The organism is Pseudoalteromonas sp. AWM4_233 (assembly GCF_056158285.1).
Genome location: NZ_JBSWSZ010000001.1, coordinates 2,122,349 through 2,143,162, shown reverse-complemented (window position 1 = coordinate 2,143,162; position 20,814 = coordinate 2,122,349). Strand labels below are relative to the sequence as shown.

The 20,814-nt window shown below is 41.2% G+C and carries 19 protein-coding genes; 12 read left to right on the top strand and 7 right to left on the bottom strand.

Annotation, left to right across the window (positions count from 1 at the left end; genetic code table 11):
• Positions 1–40: 40 nt before the first annotated feature.
• Both scpB and rluB read left to right on the top strand, forming a co-directional pair.
• The gene (scpB, locus tag ACXAC4_RS09540; RefSeq protein WP_475160920.1) at positions 41–628 is read left to right on the top strand and encodes an SMC-Scp complex subunit ScpB; all 588 of its coding nucleotides are present in this window, start codon (positions 41–43) and stop codon (positions 626–628) included.
• On the top strand, positions 628–1,494 hold the full coding sequence (gene rluB / locus ACXAC4_RS09535; RefSeq protein ID WP_138568770.1) for a 23S rRNA pseudouridine(2605) synthase RluB: 867 nt from the start codon (positions 628–630) through the stop codon (positions 1,492–1,494). Before scpB ends, rluB begins: the two co-directional genes overlap by 1 nt.
• An 86-nt stretch (positions 1,495–1,580) precedes the next feature.
• On the opposite strand, the gene ACXAC4_RS09530 is transcribed toward rluB, so the two are convergent.
• Positions 1,581–2,318 (bottom strand): YciK family oxidoreductase, encoded by a 738-nt coding sequence (locus ACXAC4_RS09530; protein ID WP_058030016.1) that lies wholly within the window; start codon positions 2,316–2,318, stop codon positions 1,581–1,583.
• Between the two features lie 196 nt (positions 2,319–2,514).
• Here ACXAC4_RS09530 and ACXAC4_RS09525 point away from each other — a divergent pair, with 196 nt between their 5' ends.
• A complete protein-coding gene (locus ACXAC4_RS09525) occupies positions 2,515–4,905 on the top strand; it encodes a VolA/Pla-1 family phospholipase (protein ID WP_475160917.1) in 2,391 nt (796 codons plus the stop codon).
• A 93-nt stretch (positions 4,906–4,998) separates the two neighbouring features.
• Positions 4,999–6,003: a protease SohB gene (sohB, locus tag ACXAC4_RS09520; protein ID WP_475160916.1), complete on the top strand. Its 1,005-nt coding sequence runs from the start codon at positions 4,999–5,001 to the stop codon at positions 6,001–6,003.
• A gap of 33 nt (positions 6,004–6,036) precedes the next feature.
• Here sohB and ACXAC4_RS09515 read toward each other — a convergent pair whose 3' ends face one another.
• Positions 6,037–6,930, bottom strand: a complete 894-nt coding sequence (locus ACXAC4_RS09515; RefSeq protein WP_475160912.1) for a helix-turn-helix transcriptional regulator — start codon at positions 6,928–6,930, stop codon at positions 6,037–6,039.
• Positions 6,931–7,086: 156 nt separating this feature from the next.
• Here ACXAC4_RS09515 and exaC point away from each other — a divergent pair, with 156 nt between their 5' ends.
• Positions 7,087–8,607, top strand: a complete 1,521-nt coding sequence (gene exaC, locus ACXAC4_RS09510; protein ID WP_475160909.1) for an acetaldehyde dehydrogenase ExaC — start codon at positions 7,087–7,089, stop codon at positions 8,605–8,607.
• Positions 8,608–8,693: 86 nt separating this feature from the next.
• Here exaC and ACXAC4_RS09505 read toward each other — a convergent pair whose 3' ends face one another.
• The 3 genes from ACXAC4_RS09505 to ACXAC4_RS09495 form a co-directional block, all read right to left on the bottom strand.
• Positions 8,694–9,608, bottom strand: coding sequence for a M14 family metallopeptidase (locus ACXAC4_RS09505; protein WP_475160908.1), 915 nt, complete (start codon positions 9,606–9,608; stop codon positions 8,694–8,696).
• 101 nt (positions 9,609–9,709) lie between these two features.
• Positions 9,710–10,117, bottom strand: coding sequence for a hypothetical protein (locus ACXAC4_RS09500; RefSeq protein WP_475160905.1), 408 nt, complete (start codon positions 10,115–10,117; stop codon positions 9,710–9,712).
• Between the two features lie 87 nt (positions 10,118–10,204).
• Positions 10,205–11,059 carry a hypothetical protein gene (locus ACXAC4_RS09495; RefSeq protein WP_475160903.1) on the bottom strand — a complete coding sequence of 285 codons (855 nt, stop codon included), beginning with the start codon at positions 11,057–11,059 and terminating at the stop codon, positions 10,205–10,207.
• A gap of 152 nt (positions 11,060–11,211) precedes the next feature.
• Between ACXAC4_RS09495 and ACXAC4_RS09490 the strand changes: the two genes are divergently transcribed.
• Complete coding sequence (locus ACXAC4_RS09490; RefSeq protein ID WP_475160900.1) at positions 11,212–11,604, top strand: tellurite resistance TerB family protein; 393 nt, start codon at positions 11,212–11,214, stop codon at positions 11,602–11,604.
• Between the two features lie 4 nt (positions 11,605–11,608).
• Here ACXAC4_RS09490 and ACXAC4_RS09485 read toward each other — a convergent pair whose 3' ends face one another.
• Entirely contained in the window at positions 11,609–12,619 is a 1,011-nt protein-coding gene (locus ACXAC4_RS09485) for a GlxA family transcriptional regulator (protein WP_475160898.1), read from the bottom strand.
• A gap of 113 nt (positions 12,620–12,732) precedes the next feature.
• On the opposite strand from ACXAC4_RS09485, the gene ACXAC4_RS09480 reads away from it, so the two are divergent.
• The gene (locus tag ACXAC4_RS09480) at positions 12,733–14,634 is read left to right on the top strand and encodes a beta-ketoacyl synthase (RefSeq protein ID WP_475160896.1); all 1,902 of its coding nucleotides are present in this window, start codon (positions 12,733–12,735) and stop codon (positions 14,632–14,634) included.
• A gap of 137 nt (positions 14,635–14,771) precedes the next feature.
• On the opposite strand, the gene ACXAC4_RS09475 is transcribed toward ACXAC4_RS09480, so the two are convergent.
• Positions 14,772–15,962: a class I SAM-dependent methyltransferase gene (locus ACXAC4_RS09475; protein ID WP_475160895.1), complete on the bottom strand. Its 1,191-nt coding sequence runs from the start codon at positions 15,960–15,962 to the stop codon at positions 14,772–14,774.
• 93 nt (positions 15,963–16,055) lie between these two features.
• Between ACXAC4_RS09475 and ACXAC4_RS09470 the strand changes: the two genes are divergently transcribed.
• From ACXAC4_RS09470 to nagA, 5 genes are all read left to right on the top strand, one after another.
• Positions 16,056–16,700, top strand: coding sequence for an HD domain-containing protein (locus ACXAC4_RS09470; protein WP_475160893.1), 645 nt, complete (start codon positions 16,056–16,058; stop codon positions 16,698–16,700).
• Positions 16,701–16,933: 233 nt separating this feature from the next.
• Complete coding sequence (locus ACXAC4_RS09465) at positions 16,934–17,944, top strand: LacI family DNA-binding transcriptional regulator (RefSeq protein ID WP_475160890.1); 1,011 nt, start codon at positions 16,934–16,936, stop codon at positions 17,942–17,944.
• A 246-nt stretch (positions 17,945–18,190) separates the two neighbouring features.
• Positions 18,191–18,433 carry an HP1242/YdcH family protein gene (locus tag ACXAC4_RS09460; protein ID WP_421962765.1) on the top strand — a complete coding sequence of 81 codons (243 nt, stop codon included), beginning with the start codon at positions 18,191–18,193 and terminating at the stop codon, positions 18,431–18,433.
• A gap of 323 nt (positions 18,434–18,756) precedes the next feature.
• Entirely contained in the window at positions 18,757–19,668 is a 912-nt protein-coding gene (nagK, locus tag ACXAC4_RS09455) for an N-acetylglucosamine kinase (RefSeq protein WP_475160887.1), read from the top strand.
• On the top strand, positions 19,668–20,792 hold the full coding sequence (gene nagA / locus ACXAC4_RS09450; RefSeq protein WP_475160885.1) for an N-acetylglucosamine-6-phosphate deacetylase: 1,125 nt from the start codon (positions 19,668–19,670) through the stop codon (positions 20,790–20,792). Before nagK ends, nagA begins: the two co-directional genes overlap by 1 nt.
• The last annotated feature ends 22 nt before the right edge of the window (positions 20,793–20,814 follow it).

The window sequence follows — 20,814 nt, the reverse complement described above, 5'->3', positions numbered from 1 at the left end:
CTGTCATAATATTGCCTTGTGTTTGCAATTGTAGATTAATATGGCTTTTAAGCGTCTTAGTGATGAACAACTCGTTGAGCTAGTCGAAGCAGCGATTTTTGTTTCTGAGAAGCCATTAAGCAAGCGTCGTCTGCAAGAAACCGTTCTGCAAGATTTCAATATTTCTGCTAAAAGATTAAACCAAGCCATAGACTTACTTGTTGAGCACTATTCAACAAGAGGTGTTCAGTTGGTTGAAGTGGCGTCTGGTTATCGCTTCCAAGCAGGACCTTCTTTGGCTGAGCCATTAAGTAAATTATGGCCTGAAAAAGTGGTGAAATACTCTCGAGCGACCATAGAAACCCTTGCCTTGATAGCCTATCGTCAACCTATTACCCGGGGTGAGATAGAGCAGGTGAGAGGGGTTGCTGTAAGTAGCAATATAATGAAAAGTTTATTAGAGCGTGAATGGATAACGGTTGTTGGACAAAAAGACGTGCCTGGTAAACCTGCGCTGTATGCAACTACCAAACAATTTTTAGATTATTTTTCTTTATCTGGTTTAGAACAGCTGCCTAATTTACCTGAGCAACAAGATGTAAAACTAGAGCAGATATTGAGTGATCCTTCTGTGAGAGAACCATCCTAATGAGTGAAAAGTTACAAAAAGTATTGGCCCGTGCTGGTGTGGGTTCACGCCGCGAAATGGAAAAATACATTGACTCTAATCGTGTCAGCGTTAACGGTAAAGTGGCACGTTTAGGTGATCGTGTTGAAGAAAATGCGGTTATTCGTGTTGACGGTCATGTTGTTAAAATTGAGCAACAAGAAGAACGTGTTTGTCGTGTTTTAATGTATCACAAGCCTGAAGGCGAACTATGTACGCGTAAAGATCCGGAAGGTCGCCGAACGGTTTTCGATAGACTACCTCGTTTAGAGGGCGACCGTTGGATTGCAATTGGTCGTTTAGATATCAATACTTCAGGTTTATTGTTATTTACCAATGACGGTGAGTTAGCGAATCGTTTAATGCACCCTAAATATGAAGTAGAGCGTGAGTATTCTGCACGTGTATTCGGTGAAGTAACAAATCAAACATTGAGTACTTTAACCAAAGGGGTTGAGTTAGAGGATGGCCCAGCTAAATTCTTAAAAATTAAGCCTATGGGCGGTGAGGGCATTAACAAGTGGTTCAACGTTACCCTAACTGAAGGTCGTAATCGCGAAGTACGTCGTTTATGGCAATCGCAAGATGTAGAAGTATCTCGTCTAATTCGTATCCGTTACGGTAAATTAGAGCTTAACAAACGTCTACCTCAAGGTGGCTGGGAAGAGCTTAAATTAGAAGACGTAAATTATTTACGTAAATCTGTGAAAATGCGCCCTGAAACGCAAACTAAGCTGTCTGTGATGCCAGAAAAGCGCAAAGACAAGCGTGCTAAGATCAATCAGATTAGAAAGGCTGTGAAAAAGCACAACCAACGTGCACAAAAGCCAAAACCAAAGAGAAAGTAACTTTGTCAAATTAACTTTCTAATTGAATAAATACCAAAAAAGGCACTCGATTGAGTGCCTTTTTTTAATGGTGTCAGAACGATAAGTTACTGTGCGTTAATTGATTCACCGTTAACGTCTTTAGAATCATCTGCCATTAGGTATAAATACGTCGGCATGAGTTCTTCAGCAGTTTTAAGCTTTTCTTTATCTTCACCTGGGAAAGCAGAGGCACGCATGCTAGTTCGTGTGGCACCAGGGTTAATACAGTTGATACGAATGTTTGTCTTACCCACTTCTTTAGACCAAGTTTGCATCATACCTTCAGTTGCAAATTTTGAGATTGCATAAGGGCCCCAAAATTCACGACCTTCACGGCCTACACCTGATGAAGTGAAAATCACAGATGCACACGGTGATTTACGAAGTAGTGGGAACATATATTTTGTGATCATTGCTTGTGCAGTGACGTTTACTTTCATGATATTTTCAAACGTAGATACACAGAAGTGTTCTAGTGGACCAAGCGAGCCTAAAATTGACGCATTGTTAAGTAGGCCGTCTAATTTACCAAACTGCTGCTCTATGGTTGCTGCAAGGTCACGGTAGTTTTGTTTTGTTGCACCGCGCATATCCATAGGAACGATAGCCGGTTGTGGATAGCCTGCATTCACGATTTCATCGTATACGCATTCAAGCTTTTTAGTTGTTTTACCAAGTAGGATTACAGTTGCACCGTGTTTCGCATATGTTAATGCCGCAACACGGCCAATTCCATCGCCAGCACCTGTGATTAAAATGGTTTTATTTTCTAGTGCGTTGTCTGCTGCTTGATAATTATGCATTGTAGATCTCTATTTGAACGTTTTGCGCATTTTATCACAGCATTAGGGTAAGTTATCTAAATTATTGTAAATTTGGGTGGCGAAACTTTACATATTGGGTTAAGTTTAACTGGTCTAATGTCTCAATAAAAACAGAATTACATTATATTAACGCGTTAATTGCATAAGAATAATAAAATTTGTCGGAGCCCATTCAATGAAAAAAATGCTTCTCTCACTCGCAATTTCTACGGCTTTGGTCGGCTGTGGCGGCGGTGAAACACTACAAGATGTAAAACAAGAAACGACCCCTGTACTGCCTTCAGCTTCAGTGAAATTCGATCCATCAAATGGTGTGATATCAATTCCGAATGATTTACTTTTAAGCGGTACTAAAGATGGTACTTTAAACTTACCAGGTGAATTTGACGATCAAGGCCAACCTTTACCAGCAGCAGCTTACGCTAATCCAAGTCTAGCAATGGGCGGTTTGGACGGTTGGTCTACTAATATGCCTTACGTCATCGATTTAGATGTGCCAAGCGAAGTTAGCATTAATGCTGAGTCTGTTGCCACACCTGATGCTGTTCGCATTTTTGAAGTTGTCATGGGCGCGAGTATTACAGATCCTGACTGCGCGAGTGATAAAGTGCCTGCGGGTATTGCTTGTAAATATGTGGGTGAGTTGACGTTTGGTGTTGATTACATCGCTAAGCTGACTGATTCAGGTAAAGGCATCATGGTAGTGCCGCTTAAACCACTTAAGTCTGGTGCATCGTATATTACTGCACTAACAAAAAGTATTGTAATGGCTGATGGCCGTCCACTTGAGCCATCATCTTCATATAGTTTAGTGAAAGCGGAAGCGCCTTTAGTGACCGACTCACAAAGAAGCCTTCAGGCTGTTGTACAACAATATGAAAATGTTATCTCTGGCCAGGTGGCAAAAGAAGATGTGATTTATACCGCAGCAATGACGATTCAGTCAGTGGGTGCGGTAATGAATAACATTAAGCTAGGTTTAGCGCAAAGCCTACAAACACAAACTAACCCTAGAATCTCAGTTCCTGAGCAACCGATGATCACTGTATCAGATGCGCTAGCAGCAGTTATCCCAGATGCTGAAACTCGTGCACCTTTTCAGGCTGTTCAATACATGCAAGGTAGCATTATGTTGCCTATGTACTCAAAGAAACCTGAAGGTACAGAGATTGAAGACTTAGCGGGTACATACTGGAAAGCTCGCTGTGATAGTGCCGCAACACTTGCCGGTGCAGTTGCTGCTGGTGTTGATTTATCTGGTTTAACACCAGGTGAAAATGACGCGTATTGTAACGCAGCGTCTGGTGGTGTACTTAGAGACTTTGGCTTAGATCAAAGCCGCTTCTTAACTAAATTTAACAGCATCCCTTCTATTGAATGGATTGCAAACGTACCTGTACAAATTACTAAGCCACGTGCAGAATTGCTTGGTATTGAAATGCCAGCAACAGGTTGGCCAGTAGTGATTTTACAACACGGCATTACTGCTAACAAAGAAAGCCTATTAGGGTTAACACTTGCATTAAGTAACGCTGGTTTTGCAACTGTAGCAATTGATCACCCAATGCACGGTGCTCGTGGTCTTGATATCGATTTAGACGGCAAAGATGACTTCAATGCAACAAGTGGTCAGGGTTCAGTACTTTCATACATGAACTTGACGTCACTACTCGTCGCACGTGATAACCTAAGACAGTCTTCAGCTGACCTACTTGCACTTAGACTTGGCTTGAATTTCATTGACCCAACACTTGGTATTAACCCTACAGATGTGAGCTTCTTTGGTCACTCTCTAGGTTCAATTGTTGCACCTAACTTTATCGCGCATACAAATAAGCCTATCGGTAACGAAACGGTTGATAACTTATTTAAGGTGAATACAGTTGGTCTAGCTAGTGGTGGTGCAGGTATTGCTAACTTCTTAACTGAGTCTGGTTCATTTGGTTCGTTTGTTAAAGGTTCTGTATTATCTGCAGCGGGTAATTTGTCGTCTAAAGCATTCTTAGAATTCGTCGCAAGTGAAGCAACAGCAGCTTGTCCTGCTGAGACTAAGATCCCTTGTTCTTATGCACTATACGAAAAGCAACTTGTTGAAGCTGGCAATACAGCGGCACTTGCTGGTATTCAATCTGTGATTAGCCAGTTCGTGACTGTTGCTCAAACAGCGTTAGACAGTGCAGATCCAGTTAACTACGCAGCAGCAGTGCAAGCACTTGGTACACCAACCTACTTAAGTGTAGTGACAGGTGGGGTTGATGGTAACCAACCAGATGCAGTTATTCCGCCAACAACGGCATTACCACTGTCTGGTACTATGCCTATGGCGCAGTTATTCGGTATGACACCAGTGACTGAAACACAAATGGGTGAGCCAAAGAACTATGTTGTTAAGTTCTCTCAAGGTCATCACTCATCAATTGCAACGACTTCATTTAATGAAGCCGTAGGTGGTACAGCGCAAGGTCATGCTATGACTACAGTTGAAATGCAAACTCAACTGGCGGCTTTCTTGAAGAGCAAAGGCATGATGCTGCCAATTTCTAACCCGGCAGTTATTGCTAATTAATCTCTAGTACGAGATGATGAAAAAGCCGCATTAAGCGGCTTTTTTATTTTTAGAACATTACTTTTGAATTATAAGAACAACGAGGAGACTAGTTTGACGTTCTTATTTGAATACGGTTTATTTTTAGCTAAAGCAGTCACTGTTGTGTTATCGATTGGGATCATCATCATTTTGGCTGTAGGCGCGAGTCAAAAGCCTAAGGCAAGCGCAGGTGAAGTCGAGCTTAAAGACTTATCTAAAAAGCTTAAGCGAAATAAGCAAGACTTTATCGAGCAGACTCTAGATAAAAAAGAGCTTAAGACTTACAAAAAAGCGCAAAAGAAAGAGCAAGAAGATAAGCTTGCTGCAAAGGCATTTGTGATTAATTTCGATGGTAGTTCAGATGCCCATGAAGTGAATAATTTACGTGAAGAAATAACAGCTGTGTTACAAATTGCTGATAAAGAAAAGGATTCAGTGATTGTAAATATCAATAGTGGCGGCGGTGTGGTTCATGGCTACGGATTAGGTGCTTCACAGTTAAAGCGTCTTACTAGCGCAGAACTCCCTTTAACCGTATGTGTTGATAAAATTGCTGCAAGCGGCGGCTATATGATGGCTTGTGTGGCAAATAAAATTGTCGCGGCTCCGTTTTCAATTATTGGCTCCATTGGCGTCATTGCACAAATCCCCAATTTCAATAAGCTTTTGAAAAAGAATGACATTGATTTTGAAATGATCACTTCTGGCGAATTTAAACGCACGTTGACACTATTTGGTGAGAATACCGATAAGGGGCGTGATAAATTTCAACAAGAAGTTGAATCAACACATGGCTTGTTTAAAGAGTTTGTGCAAACTCATAGACAAGATATAGAACTTGAACAAGTGGCAACAGGTGAGTATTGGTTTGCAACTGATGCACTAAAATTGGGTTTAGTCGATGAGCTAAACACCAGTGATGATCATATTTTATCGTTATTAGAAAGCCATCAAATCTACACGGTTAAATATACCAGCAAAAAATCTTTACCAGAAAAGCTAGGACTTGGCGTGAGTCAAGCAGTGGCAAGTGCGACAAATATGCTTTGGACTAAATTACAAGACGCAAAGTGGTAGGCGAAAACGGCCTATTGAATAGTGAAAAATAATTTAGTTCTTTTGAAATGCCTTTGGAGAAATACCAAAGGCATTTTTGAATGTACGGCTAAACTGACTGGTATGATTAAAGCCTAAATCAAATCCTATTTGGGTAATACTTTTACCTTTTTTAAGCAGCTCTTTGGCCTTCGACAGTCGCCGTGTTTGCAGCCACTGTTGTGGGGTCATGTTTAAGCATGACTTAAAGTAATTAAAAAATTTACTGCGACTCATACAAGCAATTTTACACAAAGTATCGATATCTAGAGGCTCGCTCAAATTATGCTCTATGTATTGAACGACTTCTGTAATTGGGTCTTGATGATTATGCGAGCCTGCGCACTTTAAAATAAGTTCGCGAGTTTGCTGAGTGAGCAATCGTGTCACCAATTCATTCAGTGCTAAATCAATTAAAAATCCGCGTTGTTCTCCATTTTCAGTAAATAAATGCACCATACGATCGAGTAACGCCTGGGTTTGCCAATTGTGCTCAACATGGACGAGTTCATTTTGATAACTTACTTCATGTTCATGGTTACTTTGGTTTTCTATGTTCAACCTCTGTGCAATATCAGCCAATTTTTCGGTACTAATTTCGATGGCTAAACAAGTTGTAGGCGAAGATTGTGATGCATCGGGAAAATCTATCTGGACGGTTTGGTTTGGTGCGAGTACAAAGCTTTCATTAGGCAAAAAATCATGGTGGTAATCACATGTTTCTACATGCATCACTTTTTTGCCTTGTAGCATACCGCAAAACAATACATTGCTTGATGATAAGGGCACATTAAATGCCCTTTCATAAGTGTCATAAATACTCAATTGCGCGTCACCTGAATCAAAGCTGAGCTTATTCTCTACCAATTTATCAATGTGTTGGTGCCTAGCTTGCAAATCAAAGCGCATATCTGTTCCTTATGAATATCAAGACTGAGAGTTAAGCAAAAAATACCTAGAGTTAATTTTTTAAGCCTCCTTTCGCTTAATGTCAATTCAATCGGCTCAAAAATAAACACATAACTGAAGTATGAGCCGGGCAACAAGTTGATAGAAGAGGACACTATGATTTATTCAAACCCGAATACCCAAGGCGCCGTCGTTCATTTTAAAGACAAGTATGACAATTACATCGGTGGTGAGTGGGTTGCTCCCTTAGATGGTGAATATTTTGAAAACAAAAGCCCTGTGAATGGAAAGGTGTTTTGCCAAGTGGCACGCTCTAAAGCAGCAGATATCGAGTTGGCACTCGACAAAGCACATGAAGCAAAAGAGGCGTGGGGCACAACCAGTGTCACTGAGCGCAGTAATATTTTACTGAAAATTGCTCAAGTTATTGAAGATAACAAAGAGTATTTGGCCGTTGCTGAAACTTGGGACAACGGTAAAGCCGTACGTGAAACCCTTGCCGCTGATATTCCGTTAGCAGCAGATCATTTTAGATATTTTGCTGGTTGTATTCGTGCACAAGAGGGCAGTATTGGCGAAATTGATGAGCACACCGTGGCCTACCATTTTCATGAGCCGCTAGGTGTAGTTGGGCAAATTATACCTTGGAACTTCCCGCTCTTAATGGCCGCTTGGAAATTAGCCCCAGCCCTTGCGGCGGGCAACTGTGTTGTACTAAAACCTGCGGAGCAAACTCCCACCTCGATAATGTTATTAGTTGAACTGATCGGTGATTTATTACCTGCGGGTGCTTTAAACGTGGTGAATGGTTTTGGTAAAGAAGCAGGTGAAGCTTTAGCAACCAGCACACGAATTGCTAAGATTGCTTTTACGGGTTCTACTCCGGTTGGTTCGCACATTTTGAAATGCGCTGCCGATAATATCATTCCATCAACCGTTGAACTGGGCGGTAAATCACCAAATATCTTTTTCAGTGATGTATTAGAAAAAGACGATGATTATCTAAGTAAGTGTATTGAAGGCGCGGTATTGGCTTATTTCAACCAAGGTGAAGTATGTACTTGTCCATCGCGATTATTTGTTCAAGAAGATATATATGATGAGTTTATTGAGCGTGTGAAAGCGCGTACTGCGCAAATTAAGCGTGGTAATCCGCTCGATACAGAAACCATGGTGGGCGCGCAAGCCTCTCAGCAACAGTTCGATAAAATCTTAAGTTATATCGAAATAGGTAAACAAGAAGGTGCGGAAGTACTGTTTGGTGGTGAAGTTGAGCAATTATCTGAAGAGTTTGATTCGGGTTATTACATTCAACCAACCTTGCTTAAGGGCAATAATTCAATGCGAGTATTCCAAGAAGAGATTTTTGGTCCAGTTATTTCACTGTGTACGTTTAAAGATGAAGCTGAAGCATTAGAGCTGGCGAATAGCTCTGAATTTGGCTTAGGTGCGGGTGTTTGGACTCGGAACATGAATCGCGCCTATCATTTTGGTCGCAAGATTGAAGCCGGACGTGTATGGACAAACTGCTACCACATGTATCCAGCGCATGCGGCATTTGGTGGTTATAAAAAGTCAGGTGTGGGTAGAGAGACGCATAAAAAAGCGTTAGACCATTATCAGCAAACTAAAAACCTATTAGTTAGCTATAGTGAAAGTCCACTCGGTTTTTTCTAAACAGTCAGCTATTCAATTGGTTATTTAGATATCACAATACAAAGGGGCAAGTAGCGCAATGTTAAATCGCGCTACTTTTTTGTCTATTAATCTTCGATTGATTTTATGTAGTTTAAAGCACCAACGACAGAAGCTACTTGGCCTTGTACACAAATTTCATCATTTGCAGTTGGGCTATCAGGGTAAACTTCGGTTGTCGTTACGTACTCTGCATCTGTCATACCCATACAAAGACCGAGTTTAGTACCGTCATAGTTGATCACACCGAATTGCTCAATTGGCACACCAATTAACTTACCATCTTCATCAGCTGGGGCGATGTGGGTGACTTTTTCTACTTCTTTGATAATCGCAGTTTGGAACGAGTATTGCGGCTTTTGAGTATGACCAACTAAGTAAAAACCATCAGGAATATTCCAATTATCATGACTTACACCATCACGCGCTGCGAGCGCTGGTCGAAACTCTGAATTATCGGTGTCTGTGGTTTCATGTAAATCGACATGACAAAGTAAATCATCGAACTGAGCGACATAAGCCATAGCTTGTTTTGACTCAGCTGCTGGACTGTCAGCATAAAATGAGCGGTTTGGATCAATCGCCTCTGGGTTCCAACGATTGATTGTTTCATAACCCCAAGGACTAACACATGGAAGTACCACTAGATTGAAATCAGCTTGGTAATGTTTGCCCTGTGATTTTATGAACTCAATCGCACCATGTACACCACTGGTTTCATAACCATGCACACCACCTGTCACTAAAACAGTAGGCTTACTGTCAGAAAAGTCACGAGACTTTATTGCATGCAATTTATACTTATGCTCACCGTAATTAAGTTCACCATATTGCTCAACGTCATACTCGTCAGCGAGCGCAAGTATTTTAGTTTCTACTTCTTGTTGGTAACTACGCTTAATTACTTGTGCTGCAAGCCACTGTTTTTTTTCTGCTTCTTGCCATGGGGTACCCGGCGTGCCAATTGGGTATGCGGTTGTCATAATCGTCCTCGGTGAAAGTTTTTTGCCATCCTAGTGATAAAGCCGGGGTCAGTAAAGTAATTAAATCTAATTGCACACCATATGAACACTATTGCAGCTGTTTATTTTGCAAAGTAACCAAGTTGAGCAAGTCGACTTTTTTGCTGCGACGTTAATTTGCAGCTAAATAAAAAAATACTTCTCTGCTCAAGTTGTACATGTGTGACTTTACAACAAATAATGGTATGAACTTTAATTTGTTGAATTTGTTCAACAGGGACATACTTTTGAGCGCCTAAAAAGTTATAGTAGCTCAACCCATTCACACACCAAGATGACCTTCTTCGTCCCATCAAGGTTTGAATTAGTGTGACAATCACAAATAAGCTTAGGGTGAATATAAGCATGATTTCTAATGTTTCTAACCAAGCAGTAAAGTTAAAAATCGTGCCAATTGACACAAGAAGCGCAATAACGCTCGCGGCAAGAATATAAAAACCAAAATTGATTGAAGATTTAATTTCGTACATTTCTTAACTCCTACGTACCTTTTTTGTAGGCGTGCAAGTTAATGTAAGAAAATGAATAAAATATGGAGTTAATACTTAAAGCTTAAATTAATCCACCTCTGCATTTATTTCTTGCCAGTCTTCAACGAGTGGGTTGAGAAAACCGCATTCCTTATAAGCACGCTCAATGTATCCTGATTGTCTGAGTAGTTTTAAACCTTTTTGTAGTGCTTTAAATGTTTTGTTTCCGAGAGGATGCTTTTTTGATACTACAAAGTGTCTGCTGTCTTGAAGCGCGACTTTAACGCCATCTATTGCTCGAATTTTGTAGTTTTTTCCTGTGTACTCAAAAGGCAGAGCTGGTTTAAAAGGGGCCAGCATGGCATCGACCCAGCCACTGCTTACCATTTTAGCCATAACTAACCAGTCAGCTTCAATGACTAAATTTTTGGGTTTCAGCGCAGTGAGTGTTTTTACATCAGTGTGCCAGGCTTCGCTGGTCACAAAGCTAAGGTCTGAAATGCCATTCTTAAGCTTTGGCGTTAGCTCAGTTATTTTATTAGGTGCGACATATATACCTGCGTAAAACTCTCCATCACGGATCACAGGATCAGATATGAATACATCGTTTTCGTATTGGGATGCTTCATTAAGCCAAATTGAGTCAAAACTGATCAAGAGTAGCCCGTGTTGGATAAGACGAATATTTCTCGCATCATAATCACCTAGTACAAAATCATACTCCAGGTTAAGGCCTCCGAGTTTTATTGCTTTTTGTACTAGGATAAATTCGACAACATCCCTAAGGCAACTTGGGTGCTTGAAATGCTCGATAGACTCTATGCTTTCTTCGCCGAGCACTTGTTGTGCGTAATTATAAATGTCGGTTTCAATCGAAATCGGAATTTTTGCCTTGCTACTTAAAGCTGTAAAAAAGCATAAAAATAGACATACCCATTTCATAAACATGATTCATTGGTCTGTATTTGAGTTAAGTATCGTATAAGTTGAGATAAATTAAAGTGACAAGAGCAAACTAGTTCACTATCTTGTTAAGTTGATGTTATTTAAAACATTGAAAATCGTGTTTATCGAGCGCTATAAAAGGGGACTTTATGAAATTCGAACAGTTACTTAATCATCTTGATTCAGGCGTTTGTGTTGATCAATTACAAACTGAGTCTGTGGTAGATTTAGCCGTATTGCTTATTTCAATTGATGGCGAGGTATGTGAAAAAGAGTTATCAGTTTTAAATCAGTGGATAGAGAAGCTATGTTGGAATAGTGAGATAGAATCAGATCTTTATATCTCTAATATGATAACCCATTGTAAAGACGTGATTGCAAAAGGTGATGCAGAGCATTTTATTCACCATAGAATGAAACACATCGTTGATGCACCCATAAAGGAGCTGGCTTTAAGATTAACCACTCAACTAGCACAGGCTGATGGCATAGTGACTGAGTCAGAATCTAATGCATTGAAAGTTATTGAAGCTGAATTGTAATTATTTAGTGGTTTTGCGAAAACAACTTTCTACGCACGATTTTTCTATACTCACTCGGTGTTTGATTTAGCCTTTGTTTAAATACCCGAGTGAGCAAGCCCTGAGAATTAAACCCCACCGATATTGCCACATCTTGAATTGACAAATTACTAGAAGCTAATAGCTCTTTGGCATTTTCTAAGCGTATAGTTTGCAGATAATGCGCAGCCGTTTGGTCCGTTGCTGCTTTAAAACGCCGATTAAACGTCCGGTAACTTAAATCAAATTGCTCCGCCACATCTGAAAGGGCAATCTCGGAGTGGTAATTGTTTTTCAACCAAAATTGGATCGAAGCGATTAACTCATCGGGATGTGTATCGGCATCCCCCTCTAGAAAACGCTGCTCCTCATATGGTTTTCTAATTTCGTGAGAAAAGTTTTGCTGTACGTGTTGCGCTGCGGCAACGCCATATAATTGCGAAATCAAATGCACAATCACATCTGCGAGGGCATTCAAACTGGCTACGGTATAAATTCGCTCAGACTGAGTAATGAAGAAGTCAGGTTTCAAATCGACCGAAGGGTAATTGATCTTAAATTGTTTCGCATAATGCCAGTGTGTTGTCGCAGGGTGATGTTCGAGTAAATTAGATTCCGCTAAAAAGCAGACGCCAGTGCCGACACCAATAATGGTCGAGCCTTGTTGCCAAGCGTCGTTTAAAGCTGTTACAAGAGATTGGTTTTTTCTAAGTACAGGTCTTGGATTTCGCCAAATGCTCGGCACAATAATGTAATCTTGCTCTGACAAATAGCCAAATGCCTCATCGGGGTGTATTTGTAACCCAAGCTCATTACTGATAGGCGAGGTATCATTTGCCAGCCAAGTTATGCGTAATGGCGTAAAGTCATGCCCTAAGTGTCTTTTTGCAAAAGCTTCACCTGCTCTGAGCATCTCTGCGGGCAGCGAAACACTGGTAAAGAGCATGCTTGAATAAATACAAAAGCCAATTTTTATCGGGTTTTCTGGTCTGACCATGCTGATTTGGCGAAAAATAAATGATATTTGGCTATTTTTGCAAAATGTAATCTAAAGTTCAAACTAGAATCGAACATATCTAAGTTGTGTGAAAATTTTAAGAACGATTATTTATGACTGCATTACCAATTATTGTCGGTATGGGTGGCATTAACGCTGCTGGCCGTACATCTTTTCATCAGGGCTATCGCCGTATTGTTATAGATAAGCTAGATCAGCAAGCACGCCAAGAAACTTTCTTAGGCCTAGGAACACTAATGAATTTAGTGCGTTTCGAAGACGGTCGACTAGTAACACAAGCAGGCGATGAGATTTCAGTTGAACAAATCGAAGCGCAGTTTGGTGAGCAGATTAAAGCGGGTACTTTGATCCGTAAAATAGAAAAAGAACATTTTGATTGTGATGCAACGCATTGGCAGCAAAAGCTAACCATTAATGCCAATGATGAGGCGGGACTAAAGTTCACTTGTCGTAAGCGTGATTTACCAAACCCAGTGCCTGCCTCATGGCAAGTTGAAGAACTAGACGCAAAAACAGTCAATGTGGTTGTGCCTGATTCTTTAGAAGTAAAACACGATAGCTATCGTGATAATCCAATCAAAGCGGCGGGTCAATTACCAACCGGCTTTGATCCGGCATCGCTTTATAACAGTCGTTATCAACCTCGTGGTTTACAGGCTACTATTTTTGCCGCAACTGATGCAATACGTTCAACGGGTCTTGATTGGGATACCGTTATGAACAGTGTTGAACCAGACAAAATTGGTACTTATTCAGCATCAGTCGCTGGTCAAATGCAGCAAGAAGGTTTTGGTGGTTTGATCCGCTCTCGTCAACAAGGCGATCGCGTAAGTACAAAACAATTGGCATTGGGCTTAAATACCATGTCGACAGACTTTATTAATGCTTACGTTACAGGCAGTGTTGGTACGACGTTCACAACCTCTGGTGCATGTGCAACTTTCTTATATAACTTACGCGCTGCAGTGAATGATATTCAAGCAGGCCGAACACGTGTTGCGATTGTAGCGAGCGTGGAATGTGCGTTAACGCCTGAAGTGATTGAAGGTTTTGGTAACATGAGCGCATTGGCAAACGAAGAAGGTCTTCGCAAGCTAGATAATACAGAAAACGTTGACTACCGTCGTACAAGCCGTCCATTTGGTGATAACTGTGGTTTCACAATCGGTGAAGGTGCTCAGGTTGCGATCCTGATGGATGATGCGCTTGCCCTCGAGCTTGGTGCAGAAGTGATGGGCTCAGTAGTAGATGTGTTTGTTAATGCAGATGGTATCAAAAAGTCAATCACGGCACCTGGCCCAGGTAACTACATCACAATGGCTAAGTCAGTTGCATTAGCTGAGCAAATTGCTGGCACTGATGCTATTAAAGAGCGTAGCTTTATTTTGGCGCACGGCTCAAGTACACCGCAAAACCGTGTAACTGAATCGCTGATTTACCATAAAGTGGCAGAAGCGTTTTCAATCAATGGTTGGAAAGTGGTTGCGCCAAAGGCATACGTAGGGCACACCATTGCGCCAGCAAGTGGCGACCAACTCGCGCTAGCGCTGGGCGTATTTAGTCACAACATCATGCCAGGTATTACAACGATTGATAAAGTGGCTGACGACGTTCACGCTGAACATTTAGATATTCGTAATGAGCACTATGAGTGTGCACCTATGGATGTGGCGTTTATCAACTCAAAAGGTTTCGGTGGTAACAACGCAACAGCAACCGTATTTTCGCCAAACTTTACCAATAAGTTGCTAGCGAAGCGCTATTCTGAAGAGCTTTTAAACTCGTACCAAGCAAAGTTAGAGCAAACAAAGCTTGCTCAAGCAGACTACCAGCAAGCCGCTGACAATGGCCAATATGAACTTATTTATCGCTTTGGCAACGGTATGATTGATGAAAACGAATTAGTATTAAGCCAAGACAGCTTAAGTTTACCTGGCTTTGATAAAGCAGTATTACTAAGTACAAATAACCAATATGGTGACTTAAGCGAATAAGCTTAAGAAGAAAAGAATGTTAAGCAAACTTAGGCGCTCTGGGATGAGCGCCTTTTTTTATATTCAAGACATAAAAAAAGGCCACTCTGTGGCCTTAGTAACGAGTTTATCCAATTTTGCTCTAAACTCTATCTACATTAATAAACCTTGCAAATAAGGCCCTTAAGGTAGAAACCTTCTGGGTAGTTACCCGCGATAGGGTGGTCGGCTGCTTGGTTCAGACGCTCCATAATCAACAACTCTTTACCCGCATCAAGGGCTGCGTCAGCAACAACTTTTTGGAACAGGTTTTGCTCCATTAAGCCAGAACAAGAGAATGTAAGTAATGTGCCGCCAGGCTTCAGTATTTGCATTGCGATCATATTAATATCTTTATAACCACGACAAGCACCAGTTAGTTGTGCTTTGCTCTCAGCAAACTTAGGTGGGTCCATCACGATAGTATCGAATTGACGGCCTTCTTCACGGTACTGGCGAAGCAGCTTAAATACATCTTGTTTAACGAACTCAGCACGTGATAAATCAAGGTCATTGTGCTCTACATTTCTTTTTGCAGTATCAAGGGCTGGTTGTGATACATCTACGTTAATGACGTTCTTACAGCCGCCACGTAGCGCATATAAACCGAATGTACCTGTGTAACAGAAACAGTTTAAAACCTCTTTGTCTTTAGAAAAACGCTCTAGTGCTGCACGGCTATCACGTTGGTCCAGATAAAAACCGGTTTTGTGGCCGTTTAAAATATCAACTTCAAGCTTTAAGCCATTTTCTGTAATGACAACAGGCTCAGCCGGCGCATCACCCCAAAGTGCACCAGTGGTTTTTTCTAGGCCTTCTTTTTTACGTACGTCAACGTCAGAGCGCTCATAAATGTGGCAATCAGGAAAAAGCTCACGAAGTGCTTGAACGATATCGCCTTTATGGCGCTCTGCACCCGCACTTAATAGCTGACATACAATGTAATTGTCGAATTTATCAATGGTGATACCGGGTAAGCCATCAGACTCTGCTGCGCTTAAGCGAAAACCGGTTAAGCCGCCTTCTTCAATGACTTGACTTCGGGCGTCAAAAGCACGTGTTAAACGACGTAAGAAAAAATCTTTGTCGATGCTTTCAGATTCATCAAAGCTCCATATACGTGCTCTAATTTGAGAGTCAGGACTATATGCAGCAGTAGCTAGAAATTTACCTTCGTTAGAGTAAATTTTTACGGTATCACCCAGAGCAGGTTTACCTTTTACTTTTTTAATGGCTTTGGAGAATATCCAAGGGTGTTTACGTTTTAATGATTTTTCTCTACCAGGCTGCAAGTACACTGCACAAGACATGAATTTTTCCTAACTTAATTGTATGCTGGGCATTTTAGTTAAGCGTTTACAAACATACAATGTTGATCAACGAATTATCCGGAGAGTAGGGCATTGAATAACGATAAATTAGCGTCTTTAGAACAAAATTGTCGCGAATTTGTACAAGCATTACCCATAGCCGATGCAGGACATGACTTAGCGCATGTGCAAAGGGTTGTTACAGCTGCAAAGCTATTAGCTGAAAAAGAACAAGCAGATTTACAAGTGGTGGTTGCTGCAGCATGGCTTCACGACTGTGTGGCAGTCGCGAAAAATAGCCCTCTGAGGAGCCAAGCTTCAAAATTGGCAGCTGACAAAGCCATCGACTATTTAAAAAGTATCGACTTTCCAAGTGAAAAGTTGTCTGCTGTACATCACGCAATAGTTGCGCACAGCTACAGTGCGAATGTGTCAGCAGAAACACTTGAAGCTAAAATTGTCCAAGATGCAGATAGGCTAGATAGCTTGGGAGCAATTGGCATTGCACGTTGTTTTACAGTTGGCGGTGCAATGCATCGAAGCGTTTATAATGTTGACGATCCCTTCTGTGAAAATCGAGCGCCCGATGATTATTCATATACCGTTGACCATTTCTATAACAAACTCTTTAAATTACCTGAAGTTATGCACACGTATGCAGGAAAGCAAGAAGCAGAAGCTAGGGTATTGTTTATGAAGGAGTTTATGAAAAGGCTAGGGCAAGAAATAGGCAGCTAGAAATAGTCAATTGAAAAATTTTATTGCGCAAGTCTGACACCGGTGTCATAATGTCGGCGTTTTATCATTTTGTTGTCAAAACGTGTTGGCTGCCCATGTATGTGGGCAGCATTTTTTTAAAATAAATGATAACCCATTAATCAAAGAATTCTAGATTGATATTTCTTTCGTTCAGGATGAATTGCAGTAGAGGTTGAAGTGCTTACTCCCTCGAATGTAGAGCGGGAAACCAGATGAAGAAAGTAACAATAAATAGTGTTGCAGAATACGCCGGTGTATCGAAGAAAACCGTTTCACGCGTATTGAATAATGAGCCCAATGTTAGCCCGGCAACACGTGAAAAAGTACTAAAAGTTTTCAAAGAGCTTGATTACACACCGAATCCTATCGCCAGAGGCCTTGCTCGCAATCGCAGCTTTATCATCGGCTGTTTGTACGATAACCCCAGTAAAAGTTATATCACACGTGTACAAAGTGGTGCTTTAGAAGCATGTCACAAACATAATTACAACTTGCTTATACACCCATGCGAACTGCGTGGCGAAGCGCTCATTGAAAACATCGAACACCTTCTTACAACGTCTCGTCTGGATGGTCTAGTTCTTACGCCGCCATTTTCTGATTCACAAGAATTAATCGAATTTCTTCAAAAGAAAGGTATTAATTACGCACGTGTTGCATCTGCAATCGAAGATGACACGTCAATTTCAGTCAGAAGTAATGATGAGCAAGGTGCTTTCGAAATCACAGAGCATTTGATTTCTCTGGGTCATAGCCGAATCGCATTCATCAAAGGTCACCCAGATCACAGTGCCACAGAGCAGCGTTTCTCGGGGTATCAGAAAGCGCTTGCAGAGCACAATATTGCATTCGATGCAGAGCTGGTGGCTGAAGGTAACTTTAGTTATCACTCAGGTGCTGATAGTGCAAAAGAAATTTTAGATTTACAACCAAGACCGAGTGCGGTGTTTGCATCGAATGATTACATGGCAGCAGCGGTGTTAAAATTGGCGACACAATCAAAGTTGAATGTACCAGAAGATATTTCGATAGCGGGTTTTGATAACGCACCGATAGCCCGTCATATTTGGCCTGGGTTAACAACAATCGCACAGCCTGTAGAAGAGATGACGCGACAAGCTGTTGAGCAGTTGATACTTCAGATAAGCGACCCTGATGTAGAAAAAACGCAGACCACACTTGAAGCTAAGCTTATAGTAAGAGAATCGACAGCTAAGCTATAAACCTTTTTCAATTTCTTTACTTGCCCAAGCCTAGCGGTTCGCTGTTAGGCTTTTTTCTTTTTTGACAACTTTTATAGTTCATAAATCAAATTAAAAATTCTGTTTTAATCTCCTTATAAAACCGTTTTATAAATGTGTATTAAAACTTGTGCTAGATCAACATTCAGCATGGCTGCAGGCGTACTATGAAAGTGAGCCAAGCATCAGGTTTGTTTGGAAAAATGACAACTTAAACAGGACTTCATTATGATTATTGATCGCCACAGCTTAGCCAAAGAGTTACCTGAATTTAAAGAAAAAATCCACGAACTAAAAATGAATGATCGACATTTTGCGCGCTTGTTTGATGATTACCATAACCTCGATCATGAAGTGATCCGTATTGAAGAGGGAGTTGAAAACACCTCAGACGAATATCTTGAGTCACTTAAGAAGCAACGATTACATCTAAAAGACCAACTTTATTCTATTTTGAAAAGCGCATCATAAAAGTTTTCACAATATAAGGAGTAGCCTGCTGCTCCTTTTTTATTCTTTACTAATAATATAAAAGACCTCATACCAGTTAAATATCCTTATAATTATTAATGTTTTATATTTTAAAGTCTAATTCTGTCTGTTGTTAGACTTTGGTTTCGGTGACAAAGAGATTCTTTTGTGCAATATTAGAAATTATCAATTTCGAACATTTTTCTGAAAAATTTAATGACAACGCTGTCATTTTGTGTGTAACATTAAATCAACATGAAAAAATGCTCTGCCAAATAATCACAAACTATTTGAGCAATACGTTACAGATCAGGGGTCGCTAAATGATGGCTAAACAGGTTGAACAAGACCAGTTATTTATTGGAATAGATGGTGGTGGTACAAAATGTCGTGCAACTATCTACTCTGCTACACAAGGGGTGTTAGGTACTGGGTTAGGTGGTCCTGCCAATCCATTACATGGTCTTGAACGCACATTAGAGTCAATCATGGTATCAACTCAGCTAGCCTTACAAGACGCGGGACTTCGTGTTGAACAGGTGCATGACATAGTAGCTGGCCTTGGTTTAGCGGGTGTGAATATTCCAGGTCTTTACGACAAAATCATGCAATGGGACCATCCATTTAAAGAAATGTATCTTACAACCGACTTGCACACCGCGTGTATTGGTGCACATGACGGTGATGATGGCGCAGTGATTATTACAGGCACAGGCTCATGCGGTTTCGCTATAGTAAACGGTGAAACAGTCAATTATGGCGGTCATGGTTTTGCGCAAGGCGATATGGGCAGTGGTGCATGGATGGGTCTAGAGGCGGTCAAAGCAGTACTTGTAGATCTTGATGGTCTTGGGCCAAAAACCGTGTTATCGGATACTTTAAAGCAACATTTTCATGTCACAGACGCAATGGGAATTGCCGAGCAAATGGCAGGTCAACCTTCAAGCGGTTATGCGAAGTTAGCACGCCACGTATTTGCAGCTGCAGAGCAGAACGATGAAGTCGCATTGCAAATTGTTAAACAAGGTGCCGAATATATCAGCAACCTTGCGAAAAGATTATTAGAAGTTAATCCACCGCGTTTATCTATGATCGGTGGTTTAGCTGAGCCGCTAAATAAATGGCTAGATGCTGATATTGCAAAGCTTGTTCAGCAACCAAAACAGCCTCCAGAAATTGGCGCTATCTATTTTGCGATGGAAAGCACCCAGTATGAAATTAAAAAGGTGAACTAATGAGCCAGCAAATTTACAAAGCCAAAAGGCTTTTTGATGGTGAGCAATTTCATCATGATGTTGTTTTCTCAGTAGAAGACGGCAAAGTTAGTTATAACGTTTCGGCTGAAAACGCCGAAGTAATTAATCTCGATGGCCTAGTCGTACCAGGCTATATCGACGTTCAAGTAAACGGCGGTGGTGGGGCATTTTATAACGCTGAGCAAACGACATCCTGCCTTGAGAAAATGGTGTCGGCGCATGCGCAATTTGGTTCTACTGCGCTTATGCCAACTCTGATCACAGATAAAATTGAAGTGATGCAAGCGGCAGCAGATGCGATGGCAGCTGCCATTGAAAGCAATCAAGCTGGTGTAGTGGGGATCCATTTTGAAGGTCCACACTTGTCTCACCCTAAAAAAGGCACGCACAGCGAGCAGTTTATTAGACCAATCACTGAACAAGAATTCGAGATTTATGCGCGTAAAGACTTGGGCATAAAAATGGTCACTCTAGCGCCAGAGACAGTGCCTTTAGCTGATATTGAACGCTTAATTAGCTTAGGCGTTAAAGTGAGTATCGGCCACTCAAATGCAGATTTTGAAACAGCGAACACTGCGTTAAAAGCTGGTGCAGATGGCTTTACCCATTTATTCAATGCCATGTCTGCGTTTACTTCACGAGAGCCGGGCGTTGTTGGCGCGGCGTTATGGGATGATAACAGCTGGTGCGGTTTAATTGTCGATGGTCATCATGTTCATAACACGTCTGCTAAATTAGCGATTCGTTCTAAACAGCGTGGCAAAATCATGCTAGTGACAGATGCGATGCCTCCTGTGGGTACAGACGATACTGAGTTTGCGTTTTTTGATGGCCGTAAAGTTATTCGCACTGGCGATCGTTTAAATTCAACAACCGGCGAACTTGCTGGTAGTGTGTTAGATATGGCAAGCGCAGTACGAAATACGGTTGATTGGTTAGATGTAAGTCTACCAGAAGCCCTTCGTATGGCATCTTTATATCCAGCACAATATTTAGGCTTAAACAGCAAAGGGCATTTGCGTGAAGGGGCAGATGCAGACTTTGTTCATCTTGATGAGAATTTATATGCACAGGCAACGTATATCGCTGGTGCTCAGATTTAACTTTCCCTGAGGAAAAAACCCC